The 23146-nt window shown below is 71.1% G+C and carries 19 protein-coding genes and 2 pseudogenes; 8 read left to right on the top strand and 13 right to left on the bottom strand.

Annotated features, from left to right (window positions below; translation table 11 throughout):
* Positions 1-77: 77 nt before the first annotated feature.
* On the bottom strand, positions 78-2357 hold the full coding sequence (locus ACFY3C_RS08390) for a GAF domain-containing SpoIIE family protein phosphatase (RefSeq protein WP_390770207.1): 2280 nt from the start codon (positions 2355-2357) through the stop codon (positions 78-80).
* A 265-nt stretch (positions 2358-2622) separates the two neighbouring features.
* Between ACFY3C_RS08390 and ACFY3C_RS08385 the strand changes: the two genes are divergently transcribed.
* Positions 2623-3648, top strand: coding sequence for a cation diffusion facilitator family transporter (locus tag ACFY3C_RS08385; RefSeq protein WP_390770206.1), 1026 nt, complete (start codon positions 2623-2625; stop codon positions 3646-3648).
* Here the strand turns inward: ACFY3C_RS08385 and ACFY3C_RS08380 are convergent.
* The gene (locus ACFY3C_RS08380) at positions 3568-4110 is read right to left on the bottom strand and encodes a DUF6328 family protein (RefSeq protein WP_390770361.1); all 543 of its coding nucleotides are present in this window, start codon (positions 4108-4110) and stop codon (positions 3568-3570) included. The genes ACFY3C_RS08385 and ACFY3C_RS08380 overlap by 81 nt on opposite strands.
* Positions 4111-4416: 306 nt before the next feature.
* On the opposite strand from ACFY3C_RS08380, the gene ACFY3C_RS08375 reads away from it, so the two are divergent.
* Complete coding sequence (locus tag ACFY3C_RS08375) at positions 4417-5178, top strand: MerR family transcriptional regulator (RefSeq protein ID WP_390770205.1); 762 nt, start codon at positions 4417-4419, stop codon at positions 5176-5178.
* Between the two features lie 282 nt (positions 5179-5460).
* The gene (locus ACFY3C_RS08370) at positions 5461-5844 is read left to right on the top strand and encodes a hypothetical protein (protein WP_390770204.1); all 384 of its coding nucleotides are present in this window, start codon (positions 5461-5463) and stop codon (positions 5842-5844) included.
* Positions 5845-5898: 54 nt separating this feature from the next.
* Here ACFY3C_RS08370 and ACFY3C_RS08365 read toward each other — a convergent pair.
* Positions 5899-6527 (bottom strand): annotated as a pseudogene (locus tag ACFY3C_RS08365) (Gfo/Idh/MocA family oxidoreductase); the annotation flags it as partial.
* A 130-nt stretch (positions 6528-6657) separates the two neighbouring features.
* Positions 6658-7830: a phytanoyl-CoA dioxygenase family protein gene (locus ACFY3C_RS08360; protein WP_390770203.1), complete on the bottom strand. Its 1173-nt coding sequence runs from the start codon at positions 7828-7830 to the stop codon at positions 6658-6660.
* Between the two features lie 109 nt (positions 7831-7939).
* Here ACFY3C_RS08360 and ACFY3C_RS08355 point away from each other — a divergent pair, with 109 nt between their 5' ends.
* On the top strand, positions 7940-8845 hold the full coding sequence (locus tag ACFY3C_RS08355; protein ID WP_390770202.1) for a LacI family DNA-binding transcriptional regulator: 906 nt from the start codon (positions 7940-7942) through the stop codon (positions 8843-8845).
* Between the two features lie 31 nt (positions 8846-8876).
* On the opposite strand, the gene deoC is transcribed toward ACFY3C_RS08355, so the two are convergent.
* Positions 8877-9638 carry a deoxyribose-phosphate aldolase gene (deoC, locus tag ACFY3C_RS08350; protein WP_390770201.1) on the bottom strand — a complete coding sequence of 254 codons (762 nt, stop codon included), beginning with the start codon at positions 9636-9638 and terminating at the stop codon, positions 8877-8879.
* A 144-nt stretch (positions 9639-9782) separates the two neighbouring features.
* On the opposite strand from deoC, the gene ACFY3C_RS08345 reads away from it, so the two are divergent.
* A complete protein-coding gene (locus tag ACFY3C_RS08345; RefSeq protein ID WP_386577423.1) occupies positions 9783-10544 on the top strand; it encodes a GntR family transcriptional regulator in 762 nt (253 codons plus the stop codon).
* 54 nt (positions 10545-10598) lie between these two features.
* Here the strand turns inward: ACFY3C_RS08345 and denD are convergent, their stop codons facing one another.
* Entirely contained in the window at positions 10599-11609 is a 1011-nt protein-coding gene (gene denD / locus ACFY3C_RS08340) for a D-erythronate dehydrogenase (protein ID WP_390770200.1), read from the bottom strand.
* 429 nt (positions 11610-12038) lie between these two features.
* On the opposite strand from denD, the gene ACFY3C_RS08335 reads away from it, so the two are divergent.
* Complete coding sequence (locus tag ACFY3C_RS08335; RefSeq protein WP_390770199.1) at positions 12039-13016, top strand: asparaginase; 978 nt, start codon at positions 12039-12041, stop codon at positions 13014-13016.
* A 114-nt stretch (positions 13017-13130) separates the two neighbouring features.
* Here the strand turns inward: ACFY3C_RS08335 and ACFY3C_RS08330 are convergent, their stop codons facing one another.
* Positions 13131-13526, bottom strand: a complete 396-nt coding sequence (locus ACFY3C_RS08330) for an iron chaperone (protein ID WP_386577470.1) — start codon at positions 13524-13526, stop codon at positions 13131-13133.
* A 205-nt stretch (positions 13527-13731) separates the two neighbouring features.
* On the bottom strand, positions 13732-14187 hold the full coding sequence (locus ACFY3C_RS08325) for a carboxymuconolactone decarboxylase family protein (protein WP_390770198.1): 456 nt from the start codon (positions 14185-14187) through the stop codon (positions 13732-13734).
* 187 nt (positions 14188-14374) lie between these two features.
* On the opposite strand from ACFY3C_RS08325, the gene ACFY3C_RS08320 reads away from it, so the two are divergent.
* Complete coding sequence (locus tag ACFY3C_RS08320; protein WP_390770197.1) at positions 14375-16813, top strand: ATP-binding protein; 2439 nt, start codon at positions 14375-14377, stop codon at positions 16811-16813.
* Between the two features lie 52 nt (positions 16814-16865).
* Here ACFY3C_RS08320 and argF read toward each other — a convergent pair whose 3' ends face one another.
* From argF to ACFY3C_RS08295, 5 genes are all read right to left on the bottom strand, one after another.
* Positions 16866-17822, bottom strand: coding sequence for an ornithine carbamoyltransferase (argF, locus tag ACFY3C_RS08315; protein WP_386577428.1), 957 nt, complete (start codon positions 17820-17822; stop codon positions 16866-16868).
* 189 nt (positions 17823-18011) lie between these two features.
* The gene (locus ACFY3C_RS08310) at positions 18012-18209 is read right to left on the bottom strand and encodes a hypothetical protein (RefSeq protein WP_390770196.1); all 198 of its coding nucleotides are present in this window, start codon (positions 18207-18209) and stop codon (positions 18012-18014) included.
* Between the two features lie 41 nt (positions 18210-18250).
* Positions 18251-18772 (bottom strand): peptide-methionine (S)-S-oxide reductase MsrA, encoded by a 522-nt coding sequence (msrA, locus tag ACFY3C_RS08305; protein ID WP_390770195.1) that lies wholly within the window; start codon positions 18770-18772, stop codon positions 18251-18253.
* 134 nt (positions 18773-18906) lie between these two features.
* On the bottom strand, positions 18907-19872 hold the full coding sequence (locus tag ACFY3C_RS08300; protein WP_390770194.1) for an NAD(P)H-dependent flavin oxidoreductase: 966 nt from the start codon (positions 19870-19872) through the stop codon (positions 18907-18909).
* Positions 19873-20046: 174 nt separating this feature from the next.
* Positions 20047-22233 carry an FUSC family protein gene (locus tag ACFY3C_RS08295; RefSeq protein WP_390770193.1) on the bottom strand — a complete coding sequence of 729 codons (2187 nt, stop codon included), beginning with the start codon at positions 22231-22233 and terminating at the stop codon, positions 20047-20049.
* A 51-nt stretch (positions 22234-22284) separates the two neighbouring features.
* On the opposite strand from ACFY3C_RS08295, the pseudogene ACFY3C_RS08290 reads away from it, so the two are divergent.
* Positions 22285-23028, top strand: a pseudogene (locus ACFY3C_RS08290) (SpoIIE family protein phosphatase).
* Positions 23029-23146 lie beyond the last annotated feature (118 nt).

Genomic DNA, 23146 nt, shown 5'->3' with positions numbered 1-23146 from the left:
GGCTCCCGGGCCCGGCCGGTCCCTCACCCTCGAAGCTCACCGGCGGGACGGGGCGCGCCCTCGCTCCGGTTCGCGGGTCACCGCACCCCGACGGCGACGATGCACGTGTCGTCGTCGGTGTCCCCCATGGCCAGGCCGAGCAGTCCGTCGACCAGCGGCCCCAGCTGCCCGCCGGTCGCGAGTTCGTCGGTCGCGAGTTCGTCCACCGCGGCGACGAGGTGGGCGAGCCCCACGCCCAGCCCGTCGTGCCGCCGCTCGATCAGCCCGTCCGTGTACAGCAGCAGCGTGTCTCCCGGCCGCAGCGCGATGCGGCGCTCCGCATAGCGGAACGACGGGACCGCGCCGAGCAGGATGTCCTCAGGGGTGTCCAACAGCCGCGCGCGACCGTCCCGGAGCAGCAGGAGGGGAAGGTGCCCGGCGCTCGACCAGACGAGGTCCCGCGCGTCCGGGTCGTACAGGGCGCACACCGCTGTCGCGCTGGTCCCGTCGCCGGTGCGCAGCGTGACCTCGTTGAGCCACTCCATCAGCTGCCCGGGCGGCCCACCGGTGAAGGCGAGCGCCCGCTGGGCGTTGCGCAGCGCGACCATGCCGGTGACGGAGTCGATTCCGTGCCCGGCGATGTCACCGACGGCCACCAGCAGCTTGCCGTCCGGCAGCGGCAGCACTTCGTACCAGTCGCCGCCGACCTGGTACTCCTCCGCCGCCGGACGGTATCGAGCGGCGACCACCAGGCCCCCGGGCAGCTCCTGGGGGGCGGGGGTCTCGGGAACGATGGCCTGCTGGAGCTGGAGAGCGAGTCGGTGCCGTAGCTCCGCCTGGCCGCGGACCACGGTCAGGCTGTCGAACGTCGCGTTGAGCGCGAGTTCCGTGCGATGGATCACCGACTCGTCCTGGTACACCCCGACGAAACCGGTGACCGTCTCCCCGTCGAGCAGCGGCTCCGCCGCCACCCGCACATGCCGCACGGATCCGTCCGGGCGCACGATCCGCAGCACGGACTGCGCGCCCGTCCTGCCGTCCATGAGTGAGCGCAGCAGTTCCGTGAGGGCGCCGTCGTCCCCTCGGTGGATCCGTCCTCGCAGCGCCAGCAGGGGCACCGGGGCCTCGTCCCGTCCCATCCCGAACATGTCGTAGGCCTGCTCGGACCACACGGTCTCGCCGCCGGTCAGACTGTCCTGGAAGGTGGCGACGCGCTGCAGCCGGGAAACGGCGCGACCGGTCGCGAGGCCGGAGTCGGTCACGGTGTTCCACAGGAGTACGTACCGAGCGTCCCCGGCCGGCAGGACCCGGACATCCAGCAGCGGTGCGGGCGCCCCGTGCGGCGCCGTGCGGGCGATGGCCGGCAGCCGGGCGGCCCGCTGCGGACGGCGGCTGTGCCGGGCTTGCCGGATCAGCCTGCCGAGGGCCTGGTGGGCCAGCGGGAAGACACGCGACAGGTGCCTGTCGCCTGGCGAGAGCGCTCCCCCGAGGGTGACGACGGCCTCTCCGTTGACGTGTTCGACCATCACGGCTCCGGTCGCGTCGCTCGTCTGCAGCAGTGCCGCAGGCTGGGTGAGAGCGTCGAGAAGGTCGACCATCACGGGCACGGCCGGCATGGGGCTGTCCGGGCGGTCCAGGATGGCTATCGCCATGCCCATCAAGTCGGTGACAGCGCGCCGTAGCGAGGCGTCGAACGGTGTGGGTCCCGGCCAGCCGACCAGCGCCAGGCCGATCAACTCCCCCTGACGCCTCAGGGGCAGCAGGGCCCTGGCCGCGTCCGCCCGTACTCCGGGCATCGGGCAGCCCTCGGCCGGACCGCTCTCCAGCCACAGGGGAACGCTGCCATCAAGGGCGGTGCGAAACGGCTCGGGACAGGCCGGCGAGATCCAGCGCCAGGCCGCGGCCTCCGAGGCCCCGACGCCGGCGTGCCCGGCGAGGCTCAGGCTGCCGGAGTCGGCCGACCGCCACAGCCACAGGCTGTCCGCCCCGAGCGGGCCGAGGGCGCCCTCGAGCAGCGTCCGGGCCGCGTCCCCGACGCTGTCCGTCGCCTCGGCGGCCGCGGCGGTGCGGCGCTGCTGCCGAGCCTGGAGCGGCGGGACCGGACTCGGGACGACGGGCTGGTCGCCCGGCGCCGCGACCGAGTTCACGACGTCCGCGGCGAGATCCGCGGGCGAGAGTCCGGTCGCCCGGGCCAGAGCGTCGAGGTGGGCGGCCGCGTCTGCGACGGAGACCCCGAGCTGCGCGGCGAGAACGCCCGTGGCCAGATCGGTCAGATGGCGGCGCGCGGACTCGGCCCGGAGCCGCTCGATCTCCGCGGCCAGGCCGGTGAATCCGGAATCGGCCCAGTCGGCGGACGCTCCGGCGGGCCCCGCAGACATGGTCAAGGCAACCTCCGTTCCGCCGTCACGCGGGCGTCCCGGAACATGCACTCGTACGTCTCCGGATTTTACCCGCCCATCCCGCAACCGAGGCCTTCCGCTGCCCCGCATGAACGGGGCCCACCGGGGCAGTCGCCAATGAGAGGGCGACGCCGGTGCCCTGTTGCCGGCGCCGGATCCTCGCCGGAGCGGAGGGCGGTCACCGTCGCGTCCCTGGGGCGATGCGGAACGCGAAGACCGCACGGCAGGCTGGAGGGCAGCGCTGGTGACGCGCACGGACGGGCAGCGCGATCGGGGCTCCACGGCCCGGGACGTACGCACTCGGGTCACCGTCCTGTTCGCTCTCGCAGCCAACCTCGTGATCGCCGCGGCCAAAACGGTCGCCGGGCTCTTCGCCGGGTCCCCCGCGCTGCTCTCGGAGGCGGCGCACTCGGTCGCGGACAGCCTGAACGAGGTGTTCCTGCTCATCGCGGTACGCCGCAGCAGGCGCCCCGCCGACGACCGTCATCCGTTCGGCTACGGCAAGGAGCGTTACTTCTGGGCGCTGCTGGCCGCGGTGGGGATCTTCGTCATGGGCGGCTGTTTCTCCGTGTACCAGGGCGTCCAGGCCCTGCGAGTGGACCAGCAGGAATCGTTGAAGGGCTACCTGGCGGGGCTCGCGGTGCTCGGGGTGGCGCTGCTCGCCGAAGGTGGATCCCTGGTCCGCGCCCTGTACCAGACGCGTCGGCACCGGGAGGGCGCGGCCGACCCGGCACTGCGCACGGTGATCGCGGAGGACTCGACGGCCGTGGCCGGTGTGCTCCTCGCGGCGGGCGGCATCTCGCTCCACCTGGCGACCGGCCAGGTGGCGTGGGAGGCGGGCGCGTCCATGGGGATCGGCCTCCTGCTGGTGTGCGTGGCCTATCGGCTGGCCCGGGAGACACGGGACCAGCTGATCGGCGAGGCGGTCGACACGGAACTGCGCGACCGGATCGGTGACTTCCTCGCGTCCCAGGACGAGATCGACAGGGTCGCGGCACTGCTGACGATGCGACTGGGACTGGACTCCGTACTGGTCGCCGCTCGCGTCGATCTCGCACCGGGGCTCGACAGCGAGGAGGTCGAGCTGGTCTGTGTCCGGATCAAGCGGCGGATCAGCGGCGAGTGGCCGCAGGCCGAGCATGTGTTCCTGGACATCACCGAGGCGCCCGGCCCCGACGAGAGCCCACCCTCATCGGCCGTCACCGCCCCTGTCACGGGCCGCCGGCTCTCCCGCGTCCTTGGACGCGGTGGCGCGAGCCCCGGCCCATAGCGGAATGGCGAACCAGCACAGCACGAACCAGAGGAGCATCGCGGTGACGATCCAGCCCGCCACCGCGCCCAGATGTGCCACCCGAAGGATCAGCAGCAGGGCACTCGCCATCGTGCACAACAGCAGGATCAGGCCCGTCATGGCCAGCCGTGCGGCCCAGTCCACGGTCTGCGGCTTGAGATGCCGACCTGCCAGGCTGCGATGCACCGCGACCGGCCCGATGAGAGCGCCGGTCGCGGCCGCTCCGAAGACCACCGTCACCACATAGATGGTCCGTTCGGCGTCCGACAGAGTCGTGAACCGGACTTGGAAGACCACGGTGAGCAGGAAGCCGAAGAGAATCTGGACGCCGGTCTGAGCCACTCGCAGCTCCTGGAGCAACTCGCTCCACCGCCGGTCCGCCCTCTCCTCTTCGGTCTCGTCGCGACCCCGTCCAACGGAATCCGTATGTTGATCCACCACGTTCCCTCCGTAATCACCGCGTCGTACATCCCGGAAGAACCGCAGATACAGGATGCGCCGTGACAGCACGGCGTGCGCCTTCCGGGTCGCCAGCCCCTTGCGTAACTCTTCCGTCCTCAGGTGGATACGCGCGGAGCGAGAGCGCCCTCGGCCAGTTCCTCCTGATGGCCGCTGTGGGCAGGTGGCGGTGGTGTCAGCACGGCAATCCGGCAGGTATGTCCAGTGCGGCTTGCGCTTGCCGTTGCGTCAACTCCTACGGTCACTCGTGTGGCCGGACAGACCGGCCCGGCGAGGAAAGGTGCGGCCATGGCCTGGTCGATTGCGGACGTGGCCCGGATGTCCGGGGTGACGTCCCGGACCCTGCGTCACTACGACGAGATCGGATTGCTTGCTCCCGCGTACATCGGCAGCAACGGCCACCGCTACTACGAGCAGGCTGGACTGCTGCGACTGCAGCAGATCCTGCTGATGCGGGAACTGGGCCTGGGGCTGCGGGAGATCGCGGCGGTCCTGGAGCGCCAGGTTGACCAGGTGGCCGCGCTGCGCGAGCACCAGCGCAGGCTGCTGGCCGAGCGGGACCGCCTGGAGGTGCTCGCCCGCACGGTCGCCCGCACCATCGCCGAACTGGAGGAGGACGAGGAGACACCCGACATGGGAAAGTTCAGCAGGCCGGAGAACATGTTCACTGGCTTCGACACCGCCCGATACGAGTCGCCCGCCCGCGAGCAGTGGCCCGACCAGGCGCAGCAGTCGGCGCAGTTCGCCGACACGCTCACCGAGGCGGAGATGGAGCGGCTACAGGGTGAGGCGACCGCGGCCATGGTCCGTATGGCCGAGTTCATGCAGGCCGCCACACCGGTGACCGACCCCGCCGTGCAGGCCGAGGTCGACGCCCACTACCAGGGCATCTGCCGGATGTGGACCCCGGACGCGGCCGCGTTCAAGGCCCTGGGGCAGAGCTACGTCGACGACGCGCAGTGGCGGGCCGCCTACGACCGGATCGCTGCCGGGCTGGCCGCATACCAGCGGGACGCCATGGTCGCCTACGCCGACGCCCGGCTGAGCTGACCGGTCACCGGTTGCTGGGGGCTGCAGACCTCAGCAACCTGGCGTCCGGGTCATGAACCCGGGGGCACCGGCGGCGTGTGGGGTGGGAACTCTCCATCTGTCTGTGCGCTGTACCGTCTCCGGAGGCGATCACCAGGAGGGGCGGGATGACGAGCGGTCTCCAGTTCAGTTGGGAACTGAGGGGCAGTGGTTGGGCAACCTGCCGCATCAAAGACGACTTCGCGGACCGGAAGGACGTCGTCAGCTACTGCACGGACGCCCCTTGCCGACGTGCTTCACGGTGTGGCCGGCCTCTACGGTCCCACTGCTGTCCAGCGCTTCTCCTTCGATCTTGAGCCAGCCGAAGTGAGGTGGGTACTGCGCGGCAGGGGTGTGGACGTCGACATGGCGATCTACCGCTTTCCTGACATGTCGTCGGCCTTCGATCTGCCCGACGAAGACGGCACGCTCGTCTGGGGTTCCACGCACCCCCGAACCGTCCTCGCTCACGCCGTCTTGGAGGCTGCTCAGTCAGTACTGCGCCTCCACGGTGAGGAGGGTTACCTGGCGAAGTGGGTACGCCACCCCTTTCCCGTCGCTGCACTGCAAGACCTCCGCCGACTGCACCTCCAGCACGACAAGTGTGAACGCCAACACGATGTGGCCTTCTCAGCTGTCGGTAAGTGATCAGGCAGCAGGCCGGCTTCAGGAACGGTTCGTGGATGTCGGTTCGCCGCTCCCAGACGACCTGCGGCCGAGTTCCTCGGTGCGCTCGCCGGCGGCCGTGCGTACGAGCACCCGGTCGTCCAGGTGTGGCTGGACGAAGTTCGCGGCCGTGGCCTCGCCGCGTGTGCCCACGACTCGACAGCTCATCTGCCACGTGTTGTACGCCATGTGGCAGCGGGCCGTGCCGGTGGCGCCGCCCGGGAACTCCAGGTCGGCATACAGCCACTCGTCGACTCCCGAGGCCCGGCTCGCTCTCCGCCGCACGCGGCCACCAGCCGAGGTGGGCCACCGGCCCAGGAAGCGAGCATCCGCAGCGCACGGTCGCCTCCTCGGCGTTGCTCGCGGACGGATTCTCGGTGAGGACGTGTTTTCCGGCCTGGAGTGCGGCCAGATTCCACGGCCCGTGCAGGCCGCTGGCCAGCAAGTTTCTAGACGACCTCGACCTCCGGGTCGGCGATCAGGTCGGCGTAGGAGGCGGTTACTCGTTCGACGCCGTGCTTGGCGGCGAACGCCTCGGCCCGGTCGCGGGCGCGGGCGGCCACCCCGACGAGGCGGTGGCCGCCCGCACGGGCAGGTCCCACGATGGAGAGTTCGGCGATCCGGGCCGCGCCCAGGACGCCGATCCGCAGGGGCTCGTCGGTCATGCCTTGCGTACCTGCACGCATGAGAATCCTGCTCCTTCGATCGAGGCTTCGGGCAACGGCGAGGGCGGCTCAGTCCTGGCCGCTGAAGACGATCTGATCCTCAAGCAGGCCCATGAGTGCTGTGTCCCCCTCAGCGGCACTTGGCGCCGGCCCGCAGTTCCTGGCGCAGCCGCTCGGGGGTCCAGCCCTCGGCCACTGCCTGCCGGACGGTGTCCGCCTGGGACGGCGGTGCGAGTCCGTCGACCGGCGGGTCGAGGTCCAGATTGGTGGGGAAGGGATAGCCCTCGGCGGTGGCGGCGACCACGCGGCGCAGCCAGTCCTCGGACGCACCTTCAGCCTTGCGGCGCAACAGCACCGGGAAGAGCGCGTTGGCCATCGCCTCGCGGTCCACCGTCTCCATCGCGCGCCCGAAGGCGGAGGAGATCTGCAGCAGGTTGGCCATGCGCCGGATGTCGGTCGTGCGGTTGTGTCCGGCGGCGTGGAAGAGCGCCGGGTTGAAGAACACCGCGTCGCCCTTCTCCAGCGGGAGTTGGACGTGGTGGGCGTCGAAGTACTGGACGAACCGCGGGAGTCGCCAGGCGAGATAGCCGGGCTCGTACTTCTGCGAGTGCGGGAGGTAGAGGGTCGGGCCGGACTCGACGGGCATGTCGCAGTGGGCCACGGCGCCCTGGAGGGTGAGCACGGGCGACAGGCGGTGGACGTGCGCCGGGTAGGCGGCGGCGCGGTCCTGGTCGATGAAGCCGAGGTGGTAGTCGCGGTGCACGCTCTGCGCGGCGCCGCCCGGGTTGACGACGTTGACCTGCGAGGTCACCTGGTAGGCGGGGCCGAGCCAGGCTTCGGCGATCAGCGCGAGCATGTCGTTGACGTAGTAGTCGGCGAACGCCTCCGGCGCCCGTACGGCCATCTTGTCCAGGGCGTTCCAGACGCGGTCGTTGGCGCCCGGCTCGGCGAAGTGGTCGCCGTGGACGGCACCGCTGGCGCGCTCCTCCTCGATCAGTGCGTTGAAGGCATCGGAGGCTCGGTCGACGACGTCCGTGTCGGCGAACGCGCCCTTGAGGACCACGATGCCGGGTCCGTCGAGCAGTGCCCGGACCAGTTCGGTCTGTACTGCGCGCCGGCCGCCGGCGGTGGCCGTGAGGCGGCGGAGCCGGTCGCTGTCGTAGAGCAGCACGTTCTGCTCCACACGCTCCGCCGAGGGGTGGTCGGCGGCGCCGGTCTCCTGCTCGACGAGCGAGCGGAACGCGCCGAGATCGCAGTCGGCCTCGGTCAGCCAAGTCCGCACTGGAGTGGCTTTGGAGGGCATCCGGGTCCCTTCGCCGTGCTTGCCTTTCTGCCAGTCTTGAGCCCCTCGAACCCATCATTCAACCCTCAGCACTACATCAAAAGTCCATCATCATTCCCCGGGATCCGTCATGCGCCACCCCTACACGATCAGGGAAATCGCCCGTCAGGCCGGGCTGAGCACGGCCACGGTCGACCGTGTCCTCAACAGCAGGGGCAACGTGCGGGAGAGCACCGTCCGGGAGGTGCACGAAGCCATCAAGGCGCTGGACCGTCAGCGGACCCAGGTCCGCATCGGCGGCCGCACCTTCATGGTCGACATCGTGATGCAGACACCGGAGCGGTTCTCCACCGCCGTACGCGAGGCGCTGGAGGCCGAACTGCCCTCCCTGCAACCCGCCGTCGTACGCTCACGCTTCCACTTCCGCGAGACCTGCCCGCCCGAAGACCTGGTCGGCATCCTGGACAAGATCGCCAAGCGCGGCACACAGGGCGTGATCCTCAAGGCCCCCGACCTGCCGGAGATCGCAGCCGCCGTCGGGCGACTGGTCGCGGCCGGCATCCCCGTCGTCACTCTGGTGACCGACCTCCCCCACAGTGCGCGCCTGGCCTACGTCGGCATCGACAACCGGGCGGCCGGTGCCACCGCCGCCTACCTCCTCGAACAGTGGCTCGGCGACCGGCCCGGCAACGTGCTCACCACCATCAGCCGGGGCTCCTTCCGCGGCGAGGAAGAACGTGACTTGGGCTTCCGCAGCGCGATGCGCCTCGCAGAACCCAGGCGAAACCTGGTCAGGACTTGTGCCGTCTTCATCGCACACGACCTCGACCACGACAACACCCGCCTGCTGCGCGAGCGTCGCCTCTCCGCAGTCCTCCACCACGACCTGCGCCAGGACGTGCGCCGCGCCTGCCAGACCATCATGCGGGCCAACAAAGCACTGCCGGACGACGGGCCGACCCTCCCGTCGGCGATCCAGGTGGTGACGCCGTTCAACCTGCCGCCCGACGTTTCGCCCGTGCCCTTCATGGGGTGAGTCGACCCTCCAGGGCTCTCCGTCGGCGAACTCAGTAGTCACCCATCACGTTGCTCGCCGAGTTCGCAGCGGCCGGATTGCCGTTGCGGCGGCCTTCCAGGTCGTCGAGGATCGCCGCGGTGGCCGTCGCGCCGAAGCGAGTCGCGCCGAGTCGGTGGAGTTCGAGTAGGGCGTCCAGGGTGCGAACACCGCCCGCGGCCTTCACCTGCACGCGGGAGGACACAGTGCGCCGCATCAGGGCAATGTCTGCGGCCGTCGCCCCGCCCGGGGCGAACCCGGTGCTGGTCTTCACGAATGCCGCGCCCGCGTTCTCGGCGGCCTTGTATCCGGCGGTCTTCTGCTGGTCGTCGAGGTAGGCGTTCTCGAAGATCACCTTCACGAGGCGGCCTTCGGCGGCTTGGACGACGGCGGCGATCTCGTCCTGGACGAACGCGACATCACCGTCGCGCAGGCGACCGATGTTGATCACCATGTCGATCTCCTCCGCACCCTGGGAGATCAGCTCGGTGGCCTCGAATACCTTCGCCCGCGCGGTGCCGCTGCCGTGTGGGAAGCCGACGACCGTGCCGACGGCGACCTGGCTGCCACGGAGCGCGTCGACTGCCACCGAGACGTCGGCGGGCCGTACGCACACCGCTGCCGTGCGGTGCTCCAGTGCGGTCGCCAGACCGTCCTGGACTTCGGCCAGGCTCAGTTCGGGTCGCAGCAGCGAGTGGTCGATCATCTTCGCCACTGCGTCGCGCGAGGGCAGGGGCCCCTCCCAGCGCGGGACGTCGATCGAGGCCACGGACATAGCTCTCTCCTTGCAGGTCACCTCGGGTAAGCCAGTAAGCTAGCAGTTGTATATACAGCCTATACAGCTGCGGCGCTGATGTCGATTGGCGTCACACTGGTACCTGCTGACCCACCCGTTCGACCAAGGAGGAACACACCCGCCATGGCCGCGTCGCAACCGCTGTACGAGCGCATCGAGAAGCAGCTGCGCCGACGTCTCGAAGCCGCCGCCGACGGCGACCCGTTCCCCTCGGAATCTCGCGTCGCAGAGGAGTTCGGCGTCTCCCGGATGACAGCGCGCGCCGCCCTGGTCCGGCTGGAACGCGACGGTCTGCTGGAACGAGTGCCCGGGCGGGGCAGCTTCGTGCGCCAGGCTCCCGCGGCCCGTCCCGTCGGCACCCTGCTGAGCTTTCACGATCAGGCCCTGGCCGACGGCCGGACGCCACGCTCCCGAGTCCTGGAGGCCGCGGTACGCACCGCCTCCTCCCAGGAATCCGCCGCCCTCTACCCGGCCGACACCACGCACCCCGCGTCCGTGGTCGCCATCAGCCGCGTCCGGTACTTCGACGACCTGCCCGTGGCCGTCGAACACGCGGTGTTCCCCGCCACCCTCGACGCGCTGCTCACCGCCGACCTGGAGACCGGCTCACTGCACCAGACCCTGCGCCGCCTCGGACTGCACCCGACCCTCGGCTCCTCCGTCCTCACCGCACGCACGGCCGACCAGGACGCACCCGAACTCGACGTCGACCCCACCACGCCGATGCTCGTAGAGACCCGCTCGATCGTCGACCAGCACGGCAACCCCCTCGAATTCACGGTCAGCTCCTACGTCGCCCACCGCTACGCACTCAAGGTCGACTTCTCCGTCGCCGCACCCAGCAGCTCCTCGCACCCGGCCGATGCGACGCCCGCAACGCCGTGATGCTCCTCGACTGAAGCGGGTGGTCCGGGTCCGGCTGTTGGTGTCAGCCCGAACTCAGCCGCCTTGGACTGCGTCGGGGTGCTCGGCGACGTAGTCCTGCACGACCGACAGGAAGCTCGGGTCGGGCTCCAGACCGAGTGCGGCGGCGCGTCTGTTGTCGAAGACGGCGGGCCACGAGGCAACGATGGCCTCGATGGCTGGGTCAGGAGCCAGGGTCACCAGGTCGGCGGCGGTATCGCCGGCCACCTTCCGCAGCGTGGCGAGCATCTCGGCGACCGTGACCGTGAGCGCGGGAAGATTGACAGGCGCTTGGCCTTCGAGCCGCCCCGGCCCGACGCCGCGCTCGGCCTCCGCGATGCGGAGGATTCCCTGGATGGTCCGTCGCGGTGAGGCGAGGGCCACGCGCAGGTCGGGCCGTACCGGGCAGGTCGCCGGGAGTCCGGCGAGCGGTTCGCTGACGATGCCGGAGAGGAAGCCGGAGGCGGCCGCGTTCGGGCGGCCCGGCCGCACCGCGACGGTCATCAGGCGGGCGACGCGTCCGTCGAGGAAGCCGCGGCGCGTGTAGTCCGCGATCAGATGCTCGCAGATGAGCTTCTGTGTTCCGTAACTCGACTGCGGCATGGGCATGGACGACTCGCTGACCACCGGAGGCAGGGGCAGCTCAGGACTCGAACCGTAGACGGCGAGGCTGCTGGCGAACACCACGCGGGGCGTCGGCCCGCCGGCGGCCGCCTGTGCACGGGCAGCGTCGAGGAGGGCGCGGGTGGTGTCCACATTGGCGCGCATGCCGAGGCCGAAGTCGGCCTCGCACTCGGCCGACACCGCGGCGGCGAGATGAAACAGCACATCGACCGGCTCAGCGAACAGGTCGTCGAGGCGGTTGATCAGGTCGCCGTGTACGACGTCCACGAGCGGGTCCGTCGCCGCCGGGACGTCGGGCTGCACGACGCGATCGGCAAGCACCAGTCGGGTTATCGGTGCGCCACGAAACGTGCGTGTCTGCAGCAGTGTGGCGGCCAGCCGGCGTCCCAGGAAGCCGAAGGCGCCCGTGATGACGACCCTCACTTGTCTTCTCCTCGCGTGCGTGCGGGGGCGTGGCACTGTCCAATGCAGCGTCACCCCGCGTCGCCGTACAGGGTGCCGAAGCGCGCGCCGGTCAGCCCCTTCCCGGAACGCGGGACCCGCAAAGCGTCGTAACGCCTGTTCCACCTCTGCGGGGCCGGCCGTCGCTTGTGCAACATCTGGCAAAGTCGAACTCATTTGACATGAAACGAAGTTGTCGGCAGGCCCCATGTGGCGTCGACAGCAGCCCCCGGACGCGGCGGACGGCTGCGGCTTGAGTGGTCGGCGGACGGCTGCGGCGCCGAGTTCGCCCGACGGTACTGTGACGCGCAAACCCAGGTGGACCACCTGCTCATATGACCGACGGCTCCGGCGATCCCGGGGGGCCGGTCGGGCAGGTCGGCTCCCTCCGCGTACGGAAGGTCACCGCCGATGCCCCAGCCCGCCATGGCCACTGCCGCCGCCATCGTCGCCACCCCGGTCCTCGCCGAGGTCGCCCGTTCCGGATTCGTCGAGGGGCGGCACCGCGGCAGCCTGGTGCTGCTCGCCGCGGACGGCTCGGTGGAACTGGCACTCGGTGACGTGACGTCCCCCGTCTTCCCGCGCTCCTCCAACAAGCCGATGCAGGCGGCCGGTGTCCTGCGGGCCGGCCTGGACCTCGCGGGCGAGCGGCTGGCGCTGGCGGCCGCGAGCCACTCCGGTGAGGCCTTCCACCGCGACCTGGTGCGCACGATGCTCGACGAACACGGACTGAGCCCTGAACACCTGCAGTGCCCGCCGTCGCTCCCCCTGGACCAGGAGGAGCAGGAGGCCTACCTGGCAGCGGGCGCACGCCGCGACCGGGTGGCCATGAACTGCTCCGGCAAGCACACGGCGATGCTGGCGGCCACCGCACTGCGGAACTGGCCGCTGGACTCGTACCTCGCCCCCGACCACCCGCTCCAGCAGCTCATCCGCACCGTGGTGGAGGAGGCGGCCGGCGAGCCGGTGGCCGCCGTCGGCACGGACGGCTGCGGGGCGCCGCTGATGGCGATCAGTCTGACCGGGCTTGCCCGGGCCTTCCGCTCCTTCGTCCTGGCCGCGCCCGGCACGCCCGAGCGGCGGGTCGCCGACGCCATGCGCGCCCACCCCGAGTACGTCGCCGGAACCCGCCGCCACGACACCTGGCTCATGCGGGGGATACCGGGCGCCCTGTCGAAGGTGGGCGCCGAGGCCGTGCAGGCCGTCGCCCTGCCCGACGGCCGCGCCCTGGCCCTCAAGATAGAGGACGGTGGCGCTCGGGCCCTGGGGCCGGTCCTGGCCCGTGCGCTTCGTCTGACCGGCCTGACCGCGCCCGTGATCGACCGCGTCGGCCGTATGCCGTTGCTGGGCGGAGGGCTGGAGGTGGGAGAAGTACGGGCCGTGTTCTGAGGCGTAGGCGTTGAGGGAGAAGCCTCTCATCGCCCGTCATCGCTCCTCATTGCTCCTCATCGAACCGCTCTGCTGCCCGGTCCCGGCGCGTTGTGCCGCGTTGGCCCTCGGGGGTCAGTTCACCGCTCGCTTCACCAGCTCGGCGATCCTCGCCTCGTCGGCGGCGGTCAGCTCCTTCAGGGCGTAGGCGGTCGGCCACATGGTGCCCTCGTCGAGGTTGGCCTTGTCGCTGAAGCCGAGTGTCGCGTACCGGGAGTTGAACTTCTGCGCGCTCTGGAAGAAGCAGACGACCTTGCCGTCCTTGGCGTACGCGGGCATGCCGTACCAGAGCTTCGGCGCGAGCTCCGGCGCGCCGGCCTTGATGACGGCGTGGAGCCGTTCGGCCATGACGCGGTCCGACTCCTGCATCTCGGCGATCTTCGCGAGTACGGCGGCCTCGTCCTCGGCAGCCTTGTCGGCACGCGATCCGCGGCGTGCGGACGCCTTCAGTTCCCGGGCGCGCTCCTTCATCGCGGCGCGTTCCTCGTCGGTGAACCCCTCGGACGTCTTGTCGGTCGTGGCGGTGCTCTTGGCGGGCTTCTGTGCGTCCTTCACAGCGGGTTCCTCCTGGTCTACGGATGGATGGGTACATCTTCATGCCGGAGAGGTGCCGCAGGGACAGCTTCTCCGAAGGTGCTGGTCACGGGGTTCACCCGTGAAGACATCGCGGTGTCCGTCAGCCCCGGGCGCCGGCGATCTGGCGGGTGGAGGCGTTGAGCCGGTTGAACAGGTTGGTGACGCCGATCATCAGGATGATCGCGGCCAGCCGCTGCTCGTCGAAGTAGGTGGCGGCCGTGTCCCAGACCTCGTCGCTCACCGCGTCGGGACGGTCGGCCAGTCGCGTCGCGGCCTCGGCCAGCGCGAGGGCGGCCCGCTCCGCCGCGGTGAAGTACGGGGCCTCCCGCCAGGCGGCGACCGTGGCCAGCCGCTCGTCGCTCACTCCGGCCTTACGGGCCGTCCTGGCGCCGCCGTCGACGCAGGCGCTGCAGCCGTTGATCTGGCTGACTCGCAGATGCACCAGCTCCAGCAGCCGGCCGTCGACGCCGGCGGAGTGCGCGGTCTCGAGGATCGCTTGGATGGGCTGCATCGCGTCGGGCAGTACGACGGCGGGGTTCCGCATGCGGGGCTGCATCTCGGTCCGCTCCTCCTCCGTGTCAGTGCCCCTTTCCGTCGGGGCGTGACTCCATGACAGCCGAGCCCGCGTGCCACGGCCACGGCGGTGGGACAGCGTGGGACAGCTGAAACAGCCTTGACCAGCGGCGACTTGACTCGCGAGACTTCAACCGGATCGGGACGGGGAGGCGGGGGAACGGGTGGACATGCACGAACGGACGGCGCAGGACGAGCTGGCGGCCCGGCTGCGCCTGCTGCAGGAACTGTCCGGGCTCGGCGTACGGGCCCTCGCTCGGGACACCGGACTCAGCTCGTCGTCGCTGTCGCGTTACCTCAACGGGCAGACGGTGCCGCCCTGGCCCGCGGTGGTCGCCCTGTGCCGCCTCGTCAAGCGCGACCCCCGCCCCCTGCGTCCTCTGTGGGAGCGGACCTCGAACCCCTTGCCGGCGCCCCCGAAGAGCAGCCGCCAGGTCCGGCCGCCTGCCCGCAACGATCTGCCGCGCGACGCACCCGACTTCACCGGGCGGGAGGCCCAACTCGCCGCCGTACTCGACGCGGTCGACAGCCATCGGGCAGTGTCCGTCGACGGCATGGCGGGCGTCGGCAAGACCTGTCTCGCGGTGCACGCCGCGCACCGGCTCGCCGCCGACTTCCCGGACGGCCAACTCTATGTGGATCTGCACGGGTTCACCGAGGGCCGGGAGCCGATGGACCCGGACTCCGTGCTGCGGATGCTGCTCGGCGCGCTCGACGTCCCCTCCGAGAAGGTCCCGCAGGAGGGAGTCGAGCAGCTCGCCGCCTGCTGGCGGTCGGAACTGGCCCGCCGACGGGTCGTCGTGGTCCTCGACAACGCCGCCGACGCCGACCAGGTACGCCCGCTGCTGCCCGGCGCCGGCGACTCCGTCGCCCTGATCACCAGCCGCAACCGGCTTCTCGGCCTGGACGAGGTGCCCCCGGTCTCGCTCGACGTGCTGAGCCCGCAGGAGAGCGCGGAGCTGCTGGCCCGGGCCAGCGGCGACCCCGGCGGCCCGGACGGCAGGCTGGCCCGTGATCCGGAGTCCGCCGCCGAGGTGCTGCGGCTGTGCGGCCATCTGCCGCTCGCCCTGCGGCTGGCGGCGGCACGGCTGCGGCACCGGCCGGGCTGGACCGTGGGCATCCTCGTCGAGCGGTTGGCCGAGGGTGCGAGCGAGTTCGACACCGCGTTCGCCATGTCGCTGCGGCAGCTGAGCCGGTCCCAGGCCCGCCTGTTCCGGATGCTGGGCCTGCTGCACGGGGCGTCCTTCGACGAGTACGTGGTGGCGGCGCTGGCGGACGTGCCGCTGCGCAGTGCCCGGGAGACGCTGGAGGACCTGGTCGACGCGCACCTCGTGCAGCAGCCGACGGCGGGCCGCTACCGGCTGCACGACCTCGTGCACCAGCACGCGCGCCGGGCCGCGGCGGAACAGGACTCGGCAGCCGAACGCGAGCGGGCCCTGGGCCGGGTGCTCGACTACTACGTGCACGCGGCGGCCGCCGCCGACGCCGCGATGCCGTTCCTCTCCCCCAGCCGTACGGCCTCGGCGGGCCGGCCTCCGGCCGAGCTGCCCCGGTTCCCGGACAAGAACGCGGCCATCGCCTGGCTCGTCACGGAGTACGGAAACCTCATCGCGGCCTTCGAGACGGCGGCCGCTGTCGGCTCCGACGTGCACGTGTCCGAACTGCCGCGCTTCCTGCGGGCGTACTTCGCGCGGCGTTGCGGCACGACGCATCTCAACGTCCTCTTCGAGCGGGCGCTGGCCGCCGCCGAGCGCCTGGGCGATCCTCTGCAACTGGCAGAGGCGCACAGCGACCTGGGCTTCGCGCGCTACAACGCGGGCCGGACGGCGGAGGCCGCGGCCGCGTACGAGGCGGCCGAACGCCACGTGTCCCAGGCCCAGGACACGCAGGTGGAGGCCGAACTGGCCATGCGGCGCGGCTATCTGAGCTGGGATGCGGGGCACGTCGAGGAGCCGCTCGAACTCTTCCGGCTGGCAGGAAAGTTGTACGAGCAGGCCGGAAGTCCGGCGGGCGTGGCCCACGCTGCCGCGTCGGAGGCCTGGGCGATGCTGCAGCTGGGGCACCGCGAGGAGGCGGCGCAGCGCGCCCGGGAGGTGCTCGGCGTTCCACACACCGACCCGGCGTGGCCGCCCGCTCTGACGGCCCGGATCACGCTCGGCGTCGCCATCGCCCACGAGGAACCGGACGAGGCGGCTGAACACCTGCGCCAGGCGCTGGCGCTGGCCCGCGACGACGGGCACCTGCACAACCAGGCGTGGTCTCTCAACTGCCTGGGCGTCGCGCTGCGCCAGATGGGCCGGTACGAGGAGGCACTGGCCAGCCACCGGGAGGCGTTCGCGCTGCTCGACGAGCTGTTCGAGGAGCACTGGAAGCTGCGTTTCCTCAACGGCTACGGCGAGACCTGCCGGCTTGCGGGCCTGCCCGAAGAGGCCCTACGGCTGCACCGGCAGGCGTTGGAGCTGGCGCCGAGGCTGGGAAACCGGTACGAGGAAGCGCTGGCCCACGAAGGCATCGCGATCGTCCTCGACGGGACCGATCCGGCCGGGGCCGCCGAGCACCGTGCCTCGGGGCAGGCCGTCCGGCAGGAACTCAGCCCCGGGGCTTACTGATCGGTCCAGCGAGAAGCCCTTCGCTCGTGCGGGGACCAGTGAACCTGCTCCGTCAGGTGGTACGTCTGCGTCGGCGGGCGGTGTCGATGAGGGTGTGCAGCACCGCCTGGGCCGTGGGAAGCCGGTTCGCCGCCTGGCGCCAGACCAGGGATCGGGGGCCGTCGAGCACCTCCGAGGCGATCTCCTGCCCGCGGACGGCCGGCAGGCAGTGCATGGCCACGGCATCGCGGGGCGCATGGGAGAGCAGGGCGTCGTCGACCCGGTAGGCGGCCAGCTGTTCGGTCCGTTCGGCGCGTTCGTGGTGTCTGTCCATGGGCACCCACACCTCGGCGTAGACGGCCTGCGCGGCGCCGACAGCCTCGATCGGCTCGGCGGTGAGCGTGACGGAACCGCCGGTCTGCGCCATCAGTTCACGGGCCTCGCCGAGGATGTCCTCCTCGGTCTCGTAGCCGGGCGGAGTAGCGACGACGAGGTGCATGCCGGAGGCCGCGCACGCCGCGAGGAACGAGTTGCACGTATTGCTCGTGCCGTCCCCGATGAAGGCGGCGGTCATGCCGGCCAGGGTGCCGAAGTGCTCGCGCAGCGCGAGGAGGTCGGCGAGGGACTGGCACGGGTGGTGGGTGTTGGACAGGGCATTGATGACCGGCACCGTCGAGGCGTCGGCCATCTGCTCCACCGTGGCGTGGTCGAAGGTGCGCACCGTGATCGCGTCGAGGTAGGACGACAGGACGCGGGCGGTGTCGCCGGCCGTCTCGCCATGGCCGAACTGCAGGTCCTCACGGTTCAGCACGATGGCCGCCATGCCGAGGCGCTGGGCAGCCGTGGCCAGGGACACCCGGGTCCGTGTGGACGGCTTCTCGAAGATGCACCCGATGGCGCCCCCTCGCAGATCCCGCTCCCACCCCAGCGGCTCCCGCTTCATGCCCTCCGCCAGGTCCAGCAGCCCCACCAGGGTCTGTGGGTCCAGGTCGCTCACCCGCAGCAGATCGCCGGGGACTTTGCCATTCACAGCCGGACGGTCGGCCTCACAGGTGGGGATCGGCTGGGTCATCGTGGCTCTCCCGCTCCGTTCACGCGGTCGGGGCTCTTTGTCGCCAGTGTGATCGACGGCTGCCATCGGCGCACACCGGCACCTTCCGACGGGTGAACTGCTGCCCGACCCTGGTCGCAATCAGGAAGGCACCGGCGGGCCGGGGGATCAGCCGGTGGCGACGCGCTGCACGACGGGGCGCCAGACCTCCAGATCCGCCACTCGCAGGCCCACCACCTTGCCCGCGTCGTCGGCGCGGCGCAGCGCGATCGCCCCGGAGAAGTCGGGGTCGGCCGCCGGCCCAACCGACCGGCTCCACCGGTGGCTCCTGGGCCTTCTGTCTGCCGAACCCCAATTCCCCTCCACGGCCCGCGCGCCCCACCCGACGGCTCGGCGCGGTCGGCGACTCAGCTCGTCTGGGACGAGGATCGGCGCGGCAGCTTCCAGTTCGGGCGCGGGAAGTGGCAGGTGTAGCCGTTCGGATAGCGCTCCAGGTAGTCCTGGTGCTCGGGCTCGGCCTCCCAGAAGTCGCCCACGGGCTCGACCTCCGTGACCACCTTCCCCGGCCACAGCCCGCTCGCCTCGACGTCCGCGATCGTGTCCACGGCGACGCGGTGCTGTTCCTCGCCGGTGTAGTAGATGGCGGACCGGTAGCTACGCCCGAGGTCGTTGCCCTGGCGGTCCCGCGTGGTCGGATCGTGGATCTGGAAGAAGAACTCCAGGATGTCGCGGTAGCTCGTGGCCGTGGGATCGAAGAGGATCTCGATGGCCTCGGCGTGGTCGCCGTGGTTACGGTACGTGGCGTTCGGCGTGTCACCCCCGCTGTACCCGACGCGGGTGGACTTCACGCCCGGCTGCTTGCGGATCAGGTCCTGCATGCCCCAGAAACAACCGCCCGCCAGTACGGCTCGCTCGGTTCCCACTGTCATCGGTCGCTCCCTCGTGTCGAGCCGCGCTCCGGCACGGCCGTTGACGTGCCGGTTCTCACGTTCATCCAGCTTACTTGCTCGTTCATTGAAACCTTGATCGAGTGGCTGCCCTGCGGTCATCCTCGCGATCGCGGTCAGCGTCTGCCGGCTCGGGCCAGCGCGGCCTCGGCCTCGGCGGCCAGGGTGGCGACCAGATCGGCTGCGGACGGCAGATCGTTGATGAGGTCGACGCCCTCGCCGGCCCACTGCGGCAGCGCGGGGATCTCCCCTGCTGCCACCGCGTCCTGGTACGCCTGCTGGGCATGCGGGTCAGCGGCGAGTGCGTCCTCCCGGCCCCGCCATCCGTCGAGGAACGGATGACCAAGGGTGCGCGCGGTGTACCGGGCCGGCCACCGCGAGCCGCGGGCGATGTCCAGCACCCTGTTGCGCTCTGTGTCCTCTCCGCGTCCCTCGACGATCGCCTTGGCCGTCGCGGGGGCGACCAGGGCTTCGGTCGTGGCTTGGAAGCGGGTGCCGAGCAGTGCTCCGGCAGCCCCCAGTGCCAGGGCGGCCGCCACGCCGCGGCCGTCTGCGATTCCGCCGGCCGCCAGCACGGGCACCGGTGCCGCCAGGTCCACCACGACGGGCACGAACGGCAGTGTGGACCGCCCGTGCCGGGCTCCGTGCCCGCCGGCTTCGGTGCCCTGCGCCACGATCACTTCGGCGCCCAGATCCACCGCCCGTCGGGCCTCTTCGAGGTCGGTGACCTGGAGGATCAGTGGTGTGCCCGCACTGCGGATGCGCTTCACGAACGGACTGGGGTCACCGAAGGACAACATCACCGCCGCCGGCTCGTGCTCCAGCGCCCGCGCGACCACACCGTCGTCGATCGCCCAGGCCTGAAAGCCGATGCCCCAAGGTTTCCCCGCGCTCTCGCCGACCAGGACGGGCAGCTCGCGGCTCAGCCACTCCTGGTCCCCGTTCCCGCTGCCCAGCAGACCAAGCCCACCGCCACGGGAGACCGCCCCGGTCAGGGCACCACCGGCCGACCCACCCATCGGAGCCAGGGCAATCGGATGCTCCACACCGAACAGATCCGTGAACGCCGTCGCCAATCCCATGACGGCAATCCTCACCTACCTGTCGTGCGGGTTGCAGCGAATTCGGCTCACGGACCGTTCACCCAATGGTGTCGACAGACCCGCCAACCAGGCGTCGTTCAGGACCGGTTGCGCCCGGAAGGGAACGCGGACCTCTTTTTTGCATCCGCTGTGTCCCTCGACCCAGCCCTGCAATCAGCTGCCGACCGTGGTCACGTCGTCGCTGTGCTCCGGTCCCGGCCCACCTCGTGCGATCCGCGACAGATCCGTCATCAGCGAGCCCAGCCAGGACACGGTGGAGTAGTACAGCCGCGGCGCGCCGGGCGGCTCCGTGGCGAATCCCGCCAGCGCCGGGTCGAGCGGTGGCAGTGGTGCGGTCGGGGTGTCACCGCCGGGGTCCAGCGCTGCCGAGACGAGCAGCATGCGTCCGGCCACCCGGTCGCCCAGCCCGTCGGCGGACTCGGCTGCCGCCGGCCCCAGGCCGGTGAGCGGCGGCTCCAGGAGCCGCTCCGAGCCCCACAGGGTGTGGTGACCGGCCATCAGCGTGGCCTGCCAGTCCACTTCGGGCAACGCCACCCCGCGCCGCCGCCCTCCGAAGGGTGTCGGCTCGCTCTGGAACTGCGCGTAGGCGGACTCCGCGAGGATGACCGCGTGCTGGAGTGACCGGTGGCAGGTCGCCGCGGGCGGCGCGGCCGTCGCCCCGCCTCCGGCCACCGAGGCGCTGGTCGCCACCACGATCTCGGCTGCCCGGCGCAGGAGCCCGGCCACCGCACGGCACAGTTCGTCGTGGGCACCGCGGGGCCAGGCCAGCAGGCCGAAGACCGCGCCGATGGCGCTGCCGACGAGGACGTCCAGCATCCGGACCTCCGCCAGCTGCCACGTCGGCGGCGCCAGCTGGGCGAAGACGAGGGCCACGAGCACGGTGAACATCCCCTGCGCCCAACCGACACCCTTGACCGGCCCGACCGTGAACGCGACCAGCATCCACAGCGGCAGGAGGACCGCGTACACCGTGGTGTCGGCACCCACCAGGACCAGTGTCCCGGCGGTCACCAGGGCGCCGGCCAGCGTGCCGGCGAGAGCCAGGCGGATGGTGCTCCAGGTCTCGTCCATGGTGGTCCGGGTGAGGGTGAGCGTCGCCAGCATGGCCCAGAACCCGTGGGGCAGCGTGTCCACCCCGGCCACCAGCCGGGCCGCCGTCAGAGCCATGGCGATGCGCACCGCGTTCTGGAAGAACACCGACCGGCGCTCGGCGTGGCCCCGGATCCGGTGCCACCACAGTGACGGGGCCCAGGCCGAGGCGTACCAGAAGCGCCTCGCCGCCACCTCCACCGAGGGCTGCCTGCCTCGTACGGCGAGATCGGCCGCCGTGGCCATGGTCAGTGCGGCGTCGGCGATCTCCAGTACGGCGGCGTGCCGGCGCAGTTCGGCGGGCGGGAAGTCTGCTCCGGGACCGGCCCCGTCGGTGGAGGCGGGAGCCGTCGCGGACGAGGCCGCCAGACGTGCGCGGGCAGTGACCAGTTCCTGGTACGGGGCCGCGGGCGACGTGCCCGCCCTCAGGCAGCTTTCGGTTGCCGTGGCCAGTCGCGCGACCGCGTTGAGTACGGCGATCACGGCTGGGCCCGGAGGGTCGCCCGGCGTCACGGGCAGTTGCGTCAGTCGGTTGAGCAGGGTGCGGGTGGCCAGACCGGTGTGGGTGAGGGCGCGGTCGCGCATCCCCGGTCCCGCCGGGCGCTCCGCCTCCGGCACGGTCAGGGACCGCAGTGCATGGCCGGCCTCGTGGATGGCGCGGATGTCCGCACCGGTCAGGGCATAGGGAGGAGCGGCGAGGAGGGCCGCGCGGCGTGCGGCGGTGTGCGCTGCCTGTGCCGCCCGCTCCTGGTAGGTCGGCGGAGCGGGCCCCGGGAGGATCAGCGCCTCGGCGGCGATGAACAGGGTCAGCCCGGTCGTCGTGCCGATCAGCCGCTCGCCGAGGGAGGCGGGATCGTACGGCGGGAAGGACGGCAGGATGTAGAGGAGTTGCAGGCCAGGCGCCGCTCCTGCCGGTCGCGGTCCGCCCACGGCGGAGAAGGCCAGCGCGAAGCCGACCACGAACATGCCGGTGACGGCGCTCCAGGTCCGCACCGACAGATAGGTGCCGATCACCACCAGCAGCCAGCACACCGGCAGCGCGTGCAGCACCACCGCGGCCCGCTGGCGCCCGGTCCCGGGGATCTTGGAGAGTCCGCCCAGCGCCACGGTGCCGAAGAGGGCGTAGGTGGCTGCGACGGGGCTGTCGAGGCCGTACCGGAAGAGGTAGAAACCGGCCGCGGCGACCACGGTCACGCGCAGCGCGCGGCGGCCCGGGGCGGCGTAGGCTGCCGGGATCCAACCGACTGACACACCACACACCCCTACAGGATCACGCACCACTCGACACCCGGCACCTAGGGCCTGTCCGGCCGGACCGTGGATCAGGTCGACTACGCAGCGCTGTTCGCCGCCACGCCCAGCCCGTATCTGGTGCTCAGTCCCTCTCTGATGATCGTCGGCGTCAACCAGGCCTACTGCCGGGCGACCGGCCGGACCTTCAGGATCTGCTCGGGCAGTACGTCTTCGATGCCTTTCCCGACAACCCCGCCGACCCTCAGGCCAACGGAGTCCGCAATCTCTCCGCCTCCCTGGAGCGGGTGTTGGCCACGAGGGAACCCGACACGATGGCCGTTCAGCGGTACGACATCCCGTCACCGGAGAACCGGGTGCCTTCGAGGAACGCTGGTGGTCCCCGGTCAACACCCCGGTCATCGGGCCGGACCGACAGGTTGCCTGGATCATTCACCGGGTCGAGGACGTGAGCGCCTTCATCTGTGCCCGTCGGCAGCGGCAGCGGGACACCACCGCGGCACCTGCGAACTGCTGGACCGCGCGACGGATCCGCCCCTGGGGGCCAGGCCGGCGCATGTCCCGCGCCCTCAGGCCGGTACCGCCTATCACCCTGGCGACGTTCTCGTCCTCTACACCGACGGCCTCATCGAACGCCGCGACGAGGACATCGACACCGGGCTGCAGCGCCTGACCGACGCCCTGGCCCAGTGCCTGGGGCTCGGCCCCGAGCGCCTGGCCGACACCCTGCTCGCGCGTCTCGGCGTCAGCCATGGTGCTCGGGACGACATCGCTCTGGTCGTCGTCGCGTTGTGAGCCCCGCCCCGTCGTCAGTCCGCAATTCCAACTCGGTCGATCCCACATAGGCTGACCATTGAAAGCTGAACAATACTCATCAGTAGTTGAGTATTGACTCCACAGGCGGCACTGGCGA

The organism is Streptomyces sp. NPDC001410 (assembly GCF_042895235.1).
Taxonomy (GTDB): Bacteria; Actinomycetota; Actinomycetes; order Streptomycetales; family Streptomycetaceae; genus Streptomyces.
This window is presented reverse-complemented; position numbering and strand designations above follow the sequence as displayed.